The organism is Agrobacterium sp. B1(2019), assembly GCF_008274755.1.
GTDB classification, from domain to species: domain Bacteria; phylum Pseudomonadota; class Alphaproteobacteria; order Rhizobiales; family Rhizobiaceae; genus Agrobacterium; species Agrobacterium salinitolerans.
This window is the reverse complement of record NZ_VTPB01000001.1, coordinates 1,187,927-1,201,283: the sequence shown is the minus strand read 5'-3', so window position 1 is coordinate 1,201,283 and position 13,357 is coordinate 1,187,927. Positions and strand designations below refer to the sequence as shown.

Sequence of the window (13,357 nt, the reverse complement as noted above, 5' to 3'; positions counted from 1 at the left end):
AAGGTATATTGTCAACAACCGGGTAGCAGCAAATACACAAGCTCTCCGGCCGCGGCGAAAAATCCATTCAACATTCCTCTTCCTGTTTTCAGGCTCAGCCTCCGCCGATGGCTAAAGGCATGTTTAACCAAGCTTTGCAGCTTGTTTTACGACAACGTCCACCCCCTTTACGCCGTTCCCGTTTTAAATGTCGAACGGGCGAACAAAGGTTTTGCCGCAATGCACAATTAAGACATTGACAGTCAGAGTGGATAGGAGCTTCTGGATAGGCGTTTGACAAACGGCAAACGCCGACAGGCGGGCACGAAAAGACAGATTCCGGGAATCAGGATCATGAGCAAGACGGACTTCATAGGCAAGGCATCGACCGCCGCAGGCGGCTGGGGCGCACTCAAAAGCGTTGGCAAACGCCTCCTGGAATCCGGCGCGCCAATTTCCGGCGCACGCACTCTTTTGAAGACCAACCAGCCGGACGGATTCGACTGCCCGGGCTGCGCCTGGGGCGACCCGGAACATGGCTCCTCTTTCGAGTTCTGCGAAAACGGCGTCAAGGCGGTATCATGGGAAGCGACGGAAGCCCGGGTGCCGCCGGATTTCTTCGCCAGCCGCACCGTATCCGAACTGAGCAGCTGGTCTGACTACGATCTGGAAAAACAGGGCCGCCTCACCCATCCCATGCGTTATGACCGGGAGAGCGACAGATATTTGCCCGTCTCCTGGGACGAGGCCTTCGCCGAAATCGGCCGTATCCTCAACAGTCTCGACAGCCCGGACCGGGCGGAGTTCTATACCTCCGGCCGCGCCTCCAACGAGGCGGCCTTCCTCTATCAGCTGATGGTCAGGCTCTACGGTACCAATAATTTCCCCGACTGCTCCAACATGTGCCACGAGGCGAGCGGCGTCGGCCTGAAAGAATCGATCGGCGTCGGCAAGGGCACGGTGCTGCTGGAGGATTTCGAGCAGACGGACGCCATTTTCGTCATCGGGCAGAATCCCGGCACCAACCATCCACGCATGCTGGGCGACCTGCGCCGCGCCGCCCTTCGCGGCGCCCGCATCGCCGTCTTCAACCCCATCCGGGAAAAGGGTCTGGAGCGCTTCGCCGACCCGCAGGACAAGATCGAAATGATCACCGGCAGCAGCACAAAAATCGCCACCAACTATTACCAGCCGCGTCAGGGCGGCGATATGGCGGCAGTGCGCGGCATGAGCAAGGCAGTACTCGCCGCCGACGATGCAGCAAGGGCGGCGGGCGAACCCGCCATCATCGACTACGACTTCATTGCCGAACATTCGGCTGAATTCGATGCCTATCGCGCCGCCGTCGATGCGACGAGCTGGGAGAGCATCCTGGACCAGTCCGGCCTCACCCGCGCGGAGATCGAGGAAGCCGCCCGCATCTACATGAACGCCGGTTCAGTCATCGCCACCTGGGCCATGGGTGTCACCCAGCACAGGCATTCGGTCATCATCGTTCGCGAAATCACCAATTTCATGCTGCTGCGTGGCAATATCGGCCGTCCGGGCGCCGGCCTTTGCCCCGTGCGCGGCCATTCCAACGTGCAGGGCGACCGCACCGTCGGCATCGACGAGAAAGCCCCGCCAGCACTTCTCGACGCGCTGGAAAAGGAACTCGGCGTCCCCATGCCGCGCAAGCCCGGCCACAATACCGTCGAAGCCGTCGCCGCGATGCTGGACGGCAAGGCTCAGACTTTCATCGCGCTTGGCGGCAATTTCATGCGGGCGACGCCCGACAGCCCGCTGATCGTCAAGGCTTTCGAAAAGCAGAAGCTGACCGTCAACATCGCCACCAAGCTCAACCATTCGCATCTGGTGCCGGGCGAAACCTCCTTTGTGCTGCCCTGCCTCGGCCGAACGGAAATCGACCGCAATTCGGCCGGGCGCTCGCAGATCGTTACGGTGGAGGATTCCATGAGCATGGTGCACGGTTCCGGCGGCATCAATCCACCGGCCTCGGATGAGCTGCGTTCGGAAGTGGCCATCGTCGCTGGCATCGCCGAGGCGACACTTGGCAATGCGCATGTCGACTGGAAAGCGCTTGCCGATGATTACGACCTCATCCGCGACATGATCGAGCGGGTCATTCCCGGTTTCGATAATTTCAACGAGCGCGTCCGTGTGCCGCGCGGTTTTCATCTGCGTAACGCGGCAGCCGAACGGGAATGGAACACGCCGACGAAAAAGGCCACCTTCTATAGCGGTCCGCTGCCCGAACAGACCGAACACCAGCAGGCGCTCACGCGCGATGACCTGTTCGTCTTGCAGACCTTCCGCAGTCACGATCAATACAACACCACGATCTACGGCATGGATGACCGTTATCGCGGCGTATATGGCGAACGTAACGTCATCTTCATGAACCCGAAGGACATGGAAACGCTCGGCGCCCATTCCCGCCAGCGCGTCGATGTCATCGGCGAATATGGCGACGGCGTGGAACGCATTGCGAGAAATTTCCGGCTGGTGCCCTATAATATCCCGCAGGGCAGCGTCGGCGGTTATTATCCGGAACTGAACGTGCTGGTGCCGCTGTCGAGCTATGGCGAAGACAGTTTCACGCCGACATCAAAATCGGTGCTCGTCTCCGTTCGCCTGCGCCGGGATGTCTCCTGATGGACGAGGCGCAGTCCGCCGCAGCGTTCATGGCGGCGGTGGAGCGGGTACAGGAAAGCTCCTCACAGAGGTTGACGGCCACGGGCGCGGCGATCCTTCTTTCGGTTTATCTGAACATTGCCGCTGACAGCCGCAGCATCGCCAACCGGCTGGGGCTTGCGCACGCCCTCATTCTGCGCGAAATCACTGCCCTGTCGCCACGTTTCGTGCGGGTGGCAAAACGCGATGCCCGCACCCAGCGCAGCTTTCTGGAGGCAACCGAAGAAGGACAGGCCCTTGCGGCGGCGTCCCTGCGGATTTGAAACGAACGGAGCATTCTTTGGCAATCAGGCCGATCCTGCCCTACCCTCATCCCGGTTTGTCCGAAATCTGCGCGCCGGTCACGGCTTTCGACGGCCAATTGCAGGAACTGGTAACGGACCTGACCGACACGATGCGCGCTGCACCAGGCGTCGGCATCACCGCCGCCCATATCGGCATAAAACAGCGAGTTTTCGTGTTGGAACTGACACCGGGAACCGTCCTGACCTACATCAATCCCGAAATAATCAGCCAATCCACGCAGACCATGCGCCATATGGAGGGCAGCGTCTCGATACCGGGCTTTACCGACGAGGTGGAGCGGCCTTGCAGTATCGAGGTGAGGTTTCAGGACATATCCGGCGGCGGACACCGGCAGACCGCCGAGGGATTTCACGCCATCTGCATCCAGCACGAGATCGACCAGCTGGATGGCATTTTCTGGCTGAAGCGCCTCTCGAAGCTCAAACGCGACCGCCTGGTGAAAAAATGGGAAAAATCTCGGAAGCCTTGATCGTCAGCCGGTAACAGACATCGCGAATTCCGCATCGCCCTTCAGCGTATTGCTGACGGTGCATATATCCTCGGCAAGATGGGCAATGACGTTGCGGCTATTCTCATCGAAATCGCCGCTCACCGCAATGTCAATGTCGAAACGGACAATGCTGTACGGCTCCTCGGCGGATTTTTCGCCCGTGACCTCAACAACCACACCATTGAAGCGCTCCAGCAAACCTAGCCGACTGGCGGCGATCCGGGCGCTCAGTGCAAGACAGGCGGCGAGTGACGAATACAGTAGATCGATCGGGTTGAATCCCGGCTCCGCAACGCCGGTCACGACATCCAGTTTACCGCCTGTCACCGTCGAAATGGTGGGGCGACCGAGCCGCCCCACCGCGGCCCTCGCCCCCACGGGACGCAACTTCACCTTCCCACCATCTGCCATTCAGCAAGTCCTAATTTAATCGCGCGCAATCAACTGCGTGGAACAAAAATCTATCTGGCGCTTTTTACTCACACAACGGTGAACGACCGTTGAAGCCTTTATTTTACAGGGAGCTGGGACATATGGTTACATCTACGCTCGTCAGCATTCTGATCACCTTCCTGGTGATCGTGCTCGTCTTGTGGCTTATCGCGCGCCTGCCGGTCGGCGGCGGTGCGAAACAGATTGCGCAGGTGATCGTCATCATCATCGGCATTATTTCGCTGCTGAAATATCTTGCCGTCTTCTGATGTCCAAGCACGGTGCAAACTAAAAAAGGCGGCGAAGGCCGCCTCTTTTTATGCGCGGTTTCAAGCGCCCGGATTGCTATTGCCGAGGCTCGAACTGATAGGTTTTTTTCAGGGTAATATCCCGAACGCTGCCAATGCCCAGAAACGGCGTATTGTCGGCATCAAAAATCGCCCTGCCCTTCGCCACGATCCACCGGTTCGATCCGTCCGGCAGATTGACCTTGTAACGCTGGTCAAAAAAAACACCTGTCGTAATGCTCTCAAAAATGGCCTGCGCCACCTGATCGCGCATTTCGACATCTATTCTTTCGAGAATCGCCTCAATCGTCACGCCGCGTGACGCAACCGGTTCCGAAAAGCCATGACACTCCGCGGTGACGGCATCCATGATCAGCCTGTTGTCGGAAATACTCCACATGTAATAGCCAAGCGCATTGTCTGAATCCGTTTTGTCCCCCAGCACGAAACCCCCCGGACATTTTTCCTGACGAAAGCTAACATCAGACCTCTGATATTCCACCCCTCGTTTTTTAGGGTGAAGCCGATGTCCACCGGAGCGTGCATTGATATCCACCGAAATTTCATGTCGGTCTGATCGGAGTACGATTTCAAAGGAGCGATAAATTCCTGGAAGACATCGCAAAGCCGCCAACCTCATCCTACATAGCTGTGCGACGAAATTCCATAGGAGGCTAATATGCTGCGAACCGCTCTCACTCTCGGACTGCTGACGGTAACTGCCGCTCTTGCCGGGTGCCAGACGTGGGAAAGTCCATACCGAGGGTCTCAATGGCGCATGGACCAAGTCATGGACGGTGACCCGTATCGCGTCGGAGATGGCAACCATCAGGGAAATGGTACGGCTTCAAATATCATTCGACGCTAAATCGCGATGAACATGCTGGAATAGCAGCAGATCGAGAATTTTCCGAACCAAATTATAAAGCCCGGGCAGTGACGAAAATCACATCGCAGCCGCCCGAGCTCTGGCCCAACGAAACCGCGAGCAGAAAACAGAAAGCTATCTAAACGACTGGCTAAAAAAGAAAAAACCCGCCGAAGCGGGTTTCTTTGGTGCGGTCGAGAAGACTCGAACTTCCACGGGTTGCCCCACAGCGACCTCAACGCTGCGCGTCTACCAATTCCGCCACGACCGCATCGTGGTAGGTGTCGACTTGCGCCGACGGGGGTGCATGTAGCAAAAGGATTTTCGGTGCACAAGAGCGTCGTGACAGTTTTTTGAAATTAAAAATCGCGCCGCACCATCCTATATGCAGGAAGCCCGGAAATGCTGGGGTTGCCGCCCTGTCGTCATTTTGCGAGAAGGCTGTGGAAAGGACTTTTTCATGCTCACACGCACCGAAATAGAGACAAACATGCTGCCCGCCGCCGGTTCCCCGCCCGTTCGCTGGCGAATCTCGGAAGGCCTCGTGCCCTATGAGCAGGCGATTGAGGAAATGGAGCGTGAAGTCGCCGCCATCGCCAGCGGCGAGGCCGATGAACTCGTCTGGCTTCTGGAACATCCGCCGCTCTACACCGCCGGCACCAGCGCCGATGTCGCCGACCTTATAGAGCCGGAGCGTTTTCCCGTCTTCGCAACGGGTCGCGGCGGTGAATATACCTATCACGGGCCGGGCCAGCGGGTTGTCTACGTGATGCTCGATCTGAAACGGCGGCGGCAGGATGTACGCGCCTATGTGGCGGCGCTGGAGGATGTCATCATCCGCACGCTCGACAAGATGAATGTCCGCGGTGAGCGACGCGAGGACCGCGTCGGCGTCTGGGTCCGGCGGCCGGAAAAACCGCTGCTTCCCGATGGCGGCATGGCGGAGGACAAGATCGCGGCACTTGGCATCAGACTGCGCAAATGGGTGAGCTTCCACGGGCTCTCGATCAATGTCGATCCAGACCTCTCGCATTTTTCCGGCATCGTTCCCTGCGGCATCAGCGCCTATGGCGTCACCAGCCTTGTTGATCTTGGATTGCCGGTTATGATCGGCGACGTCGACGTTCTGCTGCGCGAGGCCTTTGAGGAGGTGTTTGGCGAAGCAGCGCCCGACGCCGGCGCAAGCGGCTGATCCCACCGCAACCTTTGCCGCAGGCCGGTGTTTCCAGCATCGATCACCACAAGAGGAGGAACGATCATGTTCACTACGTCCGCTTATGCCTGCGATGACGGTTCTTCGCCGATGAAGCTTGCGACCATCAAGCGCCGCGATCCCGGCCCGCGCGATGTCGAAATCGAGATCGAATTCTGTGGCGTCTGCCACTCCGATATCCACACGGCCCGCAGCGAATGGGCGGGCTCCCTCTACCCATGCGTTCCCGGCCACGAAATCGTTGGCCGCGTCGGGCGTGTCGGCTCGCAGGTGACCCGGTTCAAGACCGGAGACCGCGTCGGCGTCGGCTGTATTGTCGATAGCTGCCGGGAATGCGCAAGCTGCGCGGAGGGTCTGGAGCAATATTGCGAAAACGGCATGACCGGTACCTATAACTCCCCCGACAAGGCGATGGGCGGCGGCGCGCATACACTTGGCGGTTATTCCGCCCATGTGGTCGTCGATGACCGTTACGTCCTCAACATTCCCGAAGGCCTCGATCCGGCGGCAGCAGCACCCCTGCTCTGCGCGGGTATCACCACCTATTCGCCGCTGCGTCACTGGAACGCCGGACCCGGCAAGCGTGTCGGCGTCGTCGGTCTCGGCGGTCTTGGCCATATGGCGGTCAAGCTCGCCAATGCCATGGGTGCGACGGTGGTGATGATCACCACCTCGCCCGGCAAGGCCGAGGATGCAAAAAAGCTCGGCGCACACGAGGTAATCATCTCCCGCGACGCCGAGCAGATGAAAAAGGCCGCTTCGAGCCTCGATCTCATCATCGATGCCGTGGCCGCCGACCATGACATCAACGCCTATCTGGCGCTGCTGAAACGTGACGGCGCGCTGGTACAGGTGGGTGCACCGGAAAAGCCGCTCTCGGTGATGGCCTTCAGCCTCATCCCCGGACGCAAGACCTTTGCCGGCTCGATGATCGGCGGCATTCCCGAGACGCAGGAAATGCTGGATTTCTGCGCCGAAAAAGGCATCGCCGCCGAAATCGAGATGATCGATATCGATCAGATCAACGACGCTTATGAACGCATGATAAAAAGCGATGTGCGTTATCGTTTCGTGATTGATATGAAGAGCCTGCCGCGCCAGAAGGCCGCCTGACCCTGAAAGGGGGCGACCTTGCGGGCGTCCCCTCTCCCGTTGGACCTTTCGGTCGAAAGCGTAGCCTGACCCATGATTCCCCGCTCCATGACCAGCCAGACCGGTTTCAACGATATCGCCAGGGGCATGGCCATCATGGCGGGTTGCATGCTGGTGCTGCCGGTCATGGATGCCATCGCCAAATACATGGCGGTGAGCGGCGGCATGTCGCCGGCGCAGGTGACCTTCTACCGCTTCTTTTTCCAGGTGCTCTGCACCCTGCCGCTGCTGATCGTGGTGTCACCCAGGGCGCTGTTCAGTGCCAGACGGCCATGGATGAACTGCCTGCGTGGCGTCCTGCATGCCTCGGCCAGCCTGATGTTCTTCGCCGCCGTCAAATACATGCCGCTCGCCGATGTCTTCGCCATCTATTTCGTCGAACCCTTCATGCTGACGATGATGTCGGCCCTGTTCCTCGGCGACAAGGTCGGCTGGAAGCGCTGGACGGCGATTGCGGTCGGCTTCGGCGGCGCGCTGATCGTCATCCAGCCCAGCTTCGAAATCTTCGGCTGGATGTCGCTTCTGCCGGTTGCCTGCGCCTTTCTTTATACGCTTTACCTCTTTTTGAACCGCGCCATCGGCAATGCCGACAGCCCGTTGGTCATGCAGACCATGTCCGGCATCGCGGGGACCGTGTTCATGGGTGCCGCACTCTTCGCCGGTGATGCGCTAGGCGACAGGGATTTCGCCGTCTCGCTTCCGCAATCCGGCTTTACGCTTACCCTGCTAATCCTGCTGGGATCGATATCCGGCTACATGCACCTTTTGATCGTCAGGGCCTTCCGGCTGGCGCCGCTTTCTCTGCTGGCGCCGTTCCAGTATTTCGAGATCATCTCGGCGACGATCCTCGGTTATGCGCTGTTTTCAGATTTCCCGACGCCGTCAAAATGGCTTGGCATCTTCATCATCGTCGCATCCGGCCTGTTCATCATCTGGCGCGAGCGCCAGAAAGACGGCGCAAACCCGCCGCTTGACGGACAATGACAGCCGGCACAGTTATTTCTCAACTATTCGAGGGCAGCGGCCCTTCGTCGTGATGGTCCTGCGCCTCCACGAGACTGCCGAGCAGCCAGAGGGAAACCTCGGCCGCCTCTCCGGCCGATTTGAACCGGTATGAGCCGCTATATTTCGGCATGTCGAAGAAGGTGACGACAAAACCGTCGCCGCTTTCCAGACTCTCGACCCGGATGCGCTCGGGATCGATCATTACACACACATAATGCGACCCCATATTGCGCATGAAGCCGGCCTTGTTGTCGTGCAGCCGCACGAAGGCGGCACCACCATCCGCCGTCATGTGCAGGCTTCTGATCGCTTCGTTGGGAAAGGCGCGGGCGAAATCCATAATCGCCTGCCCCACATCATGACTGTTATCCTCGTCCGTCGCCCGCGACATGCGCCAGGCGTAAACGGCAAAGACTGAAAGCAGCACGAAAACGATAATCCAGATCGCAATATTCATCCGGGGCGCTCCCTCAGTATAGCAACATCAAGATTCGCGAATCGAAACGATGCGAACCGGTTCAGGTTCATATAGACCGAGGCTTGTGTGAAGTGTGGCTTTGCGGGATCGATCTCGATTCGCAGCCTGGCGCAGTCAGCGCCATCAGAAACGCTTGAGGAAGGAAGCCTTTGCCAGCAGCCATTGCCGGCGAAGCTGCGACAGCTGCAGGTCGCCGTCAAATACGCCGCTCCCCGCCTTTCTCGCGGCAGCGATGACCGGACCGGACAGGGCGACGGGAAGATAGGCGGCAAAGACATTTTTCGAAATCTTCGCACGCCTCGCCTTCTCGATATGATCCAGCGCATGGGCCGCGAAAATTTCGATGGCGATACCGATACGCTGCCTGTCCTGACCTTCGAGAAATGTTTCTCGGTCGAGCCCGGCCGCAGCCAGCATATCGGCGGGAATATAGACCTGGCCGCGACGCCGGTGCAGCGGCATGAGCAGCAGCATGCCGGCCATGGCCTGCGCCACGCCCGCGTGCCCTGCCGCCTCCGCGCTCGATGCGGCGTCTTCGGTGGAAAGCACGAGACTTGCAAGCTGGATCAATGCGGATGCGGTCTCTCCGGCATAACCTTCCAGCGCATTGCGATCCTCGAACAGGTCGTCATAGAGATCGAAGATACGCGCCTCGATCATATTGGCGAGAACCGGGCGCGGCAGGCGATAGTGCTCGACCGTCGTCAAAAGAGCGGCAGCCACCGGGTGGGACTGGCTGTCGCCGTGTGGATTGCCGTCGAGAAGATCGCGCCACCATTGCATGCGCACTTCGCCGGGCAGTGCTTCGCGCACGGAATCGCGGATGCGAGCGATTTCGGCGTTGAAGGCGTATAATGCGGCAAGTGCATTGCGCCTGTCTGCGGGCGACAGAAGAGACGCGAGATAGCGATCACGATCGGTATCGCGCAGCGTCGCGAGGCAGACGTCTAGATTTTCTGTGGGTGCCATGGTTCCCCGCGCGAGACGTCCTGTCAGCCTTCGACGGCAATCAGCGCCGCAGCCACGGCACGCGATTCCGACAGCATGATATTATAGGTGCGCACGGCGGCACCCGTGCTCATCGGGTCAACGGAAATGCCCGCCTCCTTGAAGGCGGCGCGTAATTCCTTCGACAGAACCCGCATGCCGTCACCCGTTCCGATCAGCAGCACTTCGATATCCTGCGCTTCCGCCAGAAGCTTTTCGAAATGTCCGACGGTCAATTCTTTCGCATCAACGGGCTCCCACCCATAGATACCCGAAGGCAGGAGCAGCAGCGAACCACGATGCGACATGTCTGCAAAGCGGAACCCGCCGTTGCCATAGGCATCGATGGGCGCCCGGCCGGGAAAATGGGCCGGGCGTATTTCGATCCCGCCAGCCATCAGACGGCAGGCTTGCCGCCGATGGCGTTACCGGACTTGTCGTCCTTCTCGTCTTCCGCATCCTTGCTTTCGGGGCGCAGCTTGAACGCAATCAGCACCGGAGCTGCGATATAGACCGAGGAGAACACCCCGATACCGACGCCGAACAGCATGGCGAAGGTGAATGAGCGGATGACCTCGCCGCCGAAGAGGTAGAGCGCGAGCAGCGCCAGAAGCACGGTCAGACCGGTAAGGATGGTACGCGACAGCGTCTGGTTTAGCGACGCGTCGATAATCATCGGCAACGGCATCTTCTTATAACGCCTGAGGTTTTCGCGAATACGGTCGTAAATGACCACGGTGTCGTTCAACGAATAACCGATGATCGTCAAAATCGCCGCGATACTGGTCAGGTTGAATTCTATTCCAAGGAACACGAACAGGCCTATCGTGAAGACCACGTCGTGCACCATGGAGATGACCGCACCGAGCGCGAACTGCCACTCGAAACGAACCCAGATATAGACCATGATCGCCGCCATGGCGAGCACGACGCCGATCGTGGAGGACGTGGTCAGGTCGCCGGAAACGGCAGGGCCGACAACTTCCACGCGGCGGAAGTCATATTTGTCCTCAAGCTCGCCACGCACCATGGTTATGGCGGACTGTTCGGCATTCTCGCCGCCGTCCTGCGCCTGGATGCGGATGAGAACATCCTGAGGCGTACCGAAATTCTGCGCCTGGATTTCACCGAGGTTCAGCTGGTTCAGACGATCGCGAATATCGGCAATATCGGCATCGCCCTGCTTGGCGCGCACTTCGATGACCGAGCCGCCCTGGAAATCGATACCGAGGTTAAGCCCCTTGGCGACGAAGCCGCCGACACAGGCGAGCATCACGGCGCCGGTGATCATGAAGACCACGCGACGGTAGCGCATGAAGGGGATATCGCGGCCGTCGAACATGGCGGTGCGGACACCCTTCGGCAAATGTTTCGGACGGCTGCGGCGAACCCAGTAGCCGAACATCCACGCCGTCAGCGTATAGGCCGTGAAGACGGTGGTGATGATACCGACGGCTAGCGTGACCGCGAAGCCCTTGACCGGACCGGTACCCATGTAGAACAACACGCTTGCCACGATCAGCGTCGTCAGGTTGGCGTCGACAATGGTCGCAAAGGCGCGGGTGAAGCCGTTATCCAGCGCCTGAATCAGCGGTTTGCCGCTCTTCACTTCCTCGCGTATGCGCTCATAGATCAGAACGTTGGAATCCACCGCCATCCCGATGGTCAAGACGATGCCGGCAATACCCGGCAGGGTCAGCGTCGATCCGATCACACTGAGGACCGCGAGCAGCATGATGACGTTGACGATAAGGGCGATATTCGCCAGCAGGCCGAAGAAGCCGTAGAAGACGAACATGAAAATGAGGACGCCCACGGCGCCGATGGCGCTGGCCGTCAAGCCGGCGGTGATGGAGTCGTTACCGAGGCTTGGGCCTACGGTGCGCTCTTCAACGACGGTCAGCGTGGCCGGCAGCGCACCGGCGCGGAGCAGAACCGCGAGATCGTTGGCGCCCTGCACCGAGAAATTGCCGGAAATCTGTCCCGAACCGCCGATGATCGGCTCCCGGATGACAGGCGCGGAGATGACCTGATTATCGAGCACGATGGCGAAAGGCTTACCGACATTCTGCTGCGTCGCCTGCGCAAAGCGCTGCGCACCGCGGCTGTCGAAGCGGAAGGTAACGACGGGTTCGTTGGTCTGCTGGTTGAAGCTTGCCTGCGCGTCGACGAGATTGTCGCCGGAAACAAGCGCACGGCGTTCTACCAGATAAGGAACCGGCGGATCGTCCTGCGAATAGAGAACCTCGGAGGTCGCGGGCGGGCGACCATTCATGGCTTCCTGTACCGGCATCGTCGTGTCGACCATGCGGAAGGAAAGCTTTGCCGTCTGGTTCAAGAGCGATTTCAGGCGCTGCGGATCCTGAAGGCCGGGCACCTGCACGATGATGCGGTCCGAACCCTGACGCTGGATGAGAGGCTCAGTGGTGCCGACTTCGTCAACGCGGCGACGCACGACCTCGATGGACTGCGACACGGCGGACGACAGGCGGTAGTCGATGCCTTCATCCGTCAGGTTGAGCCTGAGCAGATTGTCGCCGCCGTCATTCATCGTCACTTCGGTGATGGAACCGCCAACCAGCGTGCCGGCGGACACCGGCTGCGTCAGTTCACGAAGTGCATTCTTTGCTGCTTCCACCTGAGCGGGGTCGCTGATGCGGACCTGAATCTGCTGCCCGTTGCCGGTAAGCCCCGAATAGCGGATGTTGGCGTCGCGAAGCTGCGTACGCACATCGCCCACGATCGTTTCAAGCCGTTCCTTGACGATGTCGGAACGCTCGATCTTGAGCATGATGTGCGAACCGCCCTGAAGGTCGAGACCGAGCGTTACCTTGTTGTCCTTGTACCAGGCAGGCATGCCCTCCAGTTGCTTGTCCGTAAACAGGTTAGGAGAGGCGATGACGACGCTTGCCAGCACAAGCAGCCAGATGAAGACTGTTTTCCAACGGGAAAAATGAAGCATTTCGATCTCGGTCAGGGTTGGGGTCGCGCTCCGCGCAACCCGTCAAAATTCGCAATCGGGCATTCGATAATCCGGCAGGATCAGGAAGCGGCTTCCGTCTTGACCACTTCGCCCTTCACGCGCACTTCGGCAATGTAAGCACGGGCAGCGCGGATTTTCACGCCTTCGGCGATTTCGACTTCGAGTTCATTGTCATCGATGACCTTGACCACCTTGCCGACGATGCCGCCGCCAAGAACGACCTGATCGCCGCGGCGAATATTGGACAGCGTTTCCTGCCGCTTCTTCATCTGCGCGCGCTGCGGGCGGATAAGGAAAAAGTACCAGACCACCATGAGCGGCGCAAACAGGAAAAGCATCTCAAGGCCGGAACCGAAGGCAGATGCGCCGCCTGCTGCGTCCTGGGCAAAAGCTTGACTAATGAACATATAAAACTCCTCAGAATTACGGCACGACCTTGGATGCCGCCCCAGCTTTCAAGCCGCCGGAATATAGTGGGGAACG

At 59.3% G+C, this 13,357-nt stretch carries 14 protein-coding genes and 1 tRNA gene; 7 read left to right on the top strand and 8 right to left on the bottom strand.

Translation table 11 applies throughout. The features are described from left to right. Positions 1 to 333: 333 nt before the first annotated feature. The 3 genes from AGR1_RS05960 to AGR1_RS05950 are packed head-to-tail and all read left to right on the top strand — an operon-like array spanning position 334 to position 3,448. Positions 334 to 2,634: an FdhF/YdeP family oxidoreductase gene (locus AGR1_RS05960; RefSeq protein ID WP_187772058.1), complete on the top strand. Its 2,301-nt coding sequence runs from the start codon at positions 334 to 336 to the stop codon at positions 2,632 to 2,634. Further along, a complete protein-coding gene (locus AGR1_RS05955) occupies positions 2,634 to 2,936 on the top strand; it encodes a hypothetical protein (RefSeq protein WP_149146427.1) in 303 nt (100 codons plus the stop codon). The genes AGR1_RS05960 and AGR1_RS05955 overlap by 1 nt, the downstream gene beginning before the upstream one ends. 17 nt (positions 2,937 to 2,953) lie before the next feature. Continuing rightward, positions 2,954 to 3,448, top strand: coding sequence for a peptide deformylase (locus tag AGR1_RS05950; RefSeq protein WP_149146426.1), 495 nt, complete (start codon positions 2,954 to 2,956; stop codon positions 3,446 to 3,448). Between the two features lie 3 nt (positions 3,449 to 3,451). On the opposite strand, the gene AGR1_RS05945 is transcribed toward AGR1_RS05950, so the two are convergent. Continuing rightward, a complete protein-coding gene (locus tag AGR1_RS05945) occupies positions 3,452 to 3,880 on the bottom strand; it encodes an OsmC family protein (RefSeq protein WP_149146425.1) in 429 nt (142 codons plus the stop codon). Positions 3,881 to 4,002: 122 nt separating this feature from the next. Here AGR1_RS05945 and AGR1_RS05940 point away from each other — a divergent pair, with 122 nt between their 5' ends. Beyond that, positions 4,003 to 4,170 (top strand): Thivi_2564 family membrane protein, encoded by a 168-nt coding sequence (locus AGR1_RS05940; RefSeq protein WP_003502827.1) that lies wholly within the window; start codon positions 4,003 to 4,005, stop codon positions 4,168 to 4,170. Positions 4,171 to 4,246: 76 nt separating this feature from the next. Here AGR1_RS05940 and AGR1_RS05935 read toward each other — a convergent pair whose 3' ends face one another. Both AGR1_RS05935 and AGR1_RS05925 read right to left on the bottom strand, forming a co-directional pair. Then, a complete protein-coding gene (locus AGR1_RS05935) occupies positions 4,247 to 4,633 on the bottom strand; it encodes a PAS domain-containing protein (RefSeq protein WP_136903024.1) in 387 nt (128 codons plus the stop codon). A gap of 609 nt (positions 4,634 to 5,242) precedes the next feature. After that, positions 5,243 to 5,327: transfer RNA gene (locus AGR1_RS05925), tRNA-Leu, on the bottom strand. A gap of 189 nt (positions 5,328 to 5,516) precedes the next feature. On the opposite strand from AGR1_RS05925, the gene lipB reads away from it, so the two are divergent. The 3 genes from lipB to AGR1_RS05910 all read left to right on the top strand — a co-directional run bounded on the left by lipB (position 5,517) and on the right by AGR1_RS05910 (position 8,405). After that, the gene (gene lipB / locus AGR1_RS05920) at positions 5,517 to 6,248 is read left to right on the top strand and encodes a lipoyl(octanoyl) transferase LipB (protein WP_121459688.1); all 732 of its coding nucleotides are present in this window, start codon (positions 5,517 to 5,519) and stop codon (positions 6,246 to 6,248) included. Positions 6,249 to 6,314: 66 nt separating this feature from the next. Next, complete coding sequence (locus tag AGR1_RS05915) at positions 6,315 to 7,382, top strand: NAD(P)-dependent alcohol dehydrogenase (protein WP_149146424.1); 1,068 nt, start codon at positions 6,315 to 6,317, stop codon at positions 7,380 to 7,382. 87 nt (positions 7,383 to 7,469) lie between these two features. Continuing rightward, complete coding sequence (locus tag AGR1_RS05910; RefSeq protein WP_162927355.1) at positions 7,470 to 8,405, top strand: DMT family transporter; 936 nt, start codon at positions 7,470 to 7,472, stop codon at positions 8,403 to 8,405. 19 nt (positions 8,406 to 8,424) lie between these two features. On the opposite strand, the gene AGR1_RS05905 is transcribed toward AGR1_RS05910, so the two are convergent. From AGR1_RS05905 to yajC, 5 genes are all read right to left on the bottom strand, one after another. Continuing rightward, a complete protein-coding gene (locus tag AGR1_RS05905; RefSeq protein WP_080790706.1) occupies positions 8,425 to 8,883 on the bottom strand; it encodes a hypothetical protein in 459 nt (152 codons plus the stop codon). A gap of 144 nt (positions 8,884 to 9,027) precedes the next feature. Continuing rightward, the gene (locus tag AGR1_RS05900) at positions 9,028 to 9,873 is read right to left on the bottom strand and encodes a phytoene/squalene synthase family protein (protein WP_080790705.1); all 846 of its coding nucleotides are present in this window, start codon (positions 9,871 to 9,873) and stop codon (positions 9,028 to 9,030) included. Between the two features lie 23 nt (positions 9,874 to 9,896). Next, a complete protein-coding gene (locus AGR1_RS05895; RefSeq protein ID WP_080790704.1) occupies positions 9,897 to 10,289 on the bottom strand; it encodes an Mth938-like domain-containing protein in 393 nt (130 codons plus the stop codon). Next, entirely contained in the window at positions 10,289 to 12,853 is a 2,565-nt protein-coding gene (gene secDF / locus AGR1_RS05890; protein WP_149146423.1) for a protein translocase subunit SecDF, read from the bottom strand. Before secDF ends, AGR1_RS05895 begins: the two co-directional genes overlap by 1 nt. A gap of 80 nt (positions 12,854 to 12,933) precedes the next feature. Further along, positions 12,934 to 13,281 (bottom strand): preprotein translocase subunit YajC, encoded by a 348-nt coding sequence (yajC, locus tag AGR1_RS05885; protein ID WP_149146422.1) that lies wholly within the window; start codon positions 13,279 to 13,281, stop codon positions 12,934 to 12,936. Between the last annotated feature and the right edge of the window lie 76 nt (positions 13,282 to 13,357).

Excerpts from the sequence above, each read along its gene's own strand:
- AGR1_RS05960 (WP_187772058.1), top strand. The coding sequence starts at position 334 with ATGAGCAAGACGGACTTCATAGGCAAGGCATCGACCGCCGCAGGCGGC.
- AGR1_RS05955 (WP_149146427.1), top strand. The coding sequence starts at position 2,634 with ATGGACGAGGCGCAGTCCGCCGCAGCGTTCATGGCGGCGGTGGAGCGG.
- AGR1_RS05945 (WP_149146425.1), bottom strand. The coding sequence starts at position 3,880 with ATGGCAGATGGTGGGAAGGTGAAGTTGCGTCCCGTGGGGGCGAGGGCC.
- AGR1_RS05940 (WP_003502827.1), top strand. The coding sequence starts at position 4,003 with ATGGTTACATCTACGCTCGTCAGCATTCTGATCACCTTCCTGGTGATC.
- lipB (WP_121459688.1), top strand. The coding sequence starts at position 5,517 with ATGCTCACACGCACCGAAATAGAGACAAACATGCTGCCCGCCGCCGGT.
- AGR1_RS05915 (WP_149146424.1), top strand. The coding sequence starts at position 6,315 with ATGTTCACTACGTCCGCTTATGCCTGCGATGACGGTTCTTCGCCGATG.
- AGR1_RS05910 (WP_162927355.1), top strand. The coding sequence starts at position 7,470 with ATGACCAGCCAGACCGGTTTCAACGATATCGCCAGGGGCATGGCCATC.
- AGR1_RS05905 (WP_080790706.1), bottom strand. The coding sequence starts at position 8,883 with ATGAATATTGCGATCTGGATTATCGTTTTCGTGCTGCTTTCAGTCTTT.
- AGR1_RS05900 (WP_080790705.1), bottom strand. The coding sequence starts at position 9,873 with ATGGCACCCACAGAAAATCTAGACGTCTGCCTCGCGACGCTGCGCGAT.
- AGR1_RS05895 (WP_080790704.1), bottom strand. The coding sequence starts at position 10,289 with ATGGCTGGCGGGATCGAAATACGCCCGGCCCATTTTCCCGGCCGGGCG.
- secDF (WP_149146423.1), bottom strand. The coding sequence starts at position 12,853 with ATGCTTCATTTTTCCCGTTGGAAAACAGTCTTCATCTGGCTGCTTGTG.
- yajC (WP_149146422.1), bottom strand. The coding sequence starts at position 13,281 with ATGTTCATTAGTCAAGCTTTTGCCCAGGACGCAGCAGGCGGCGCATCT.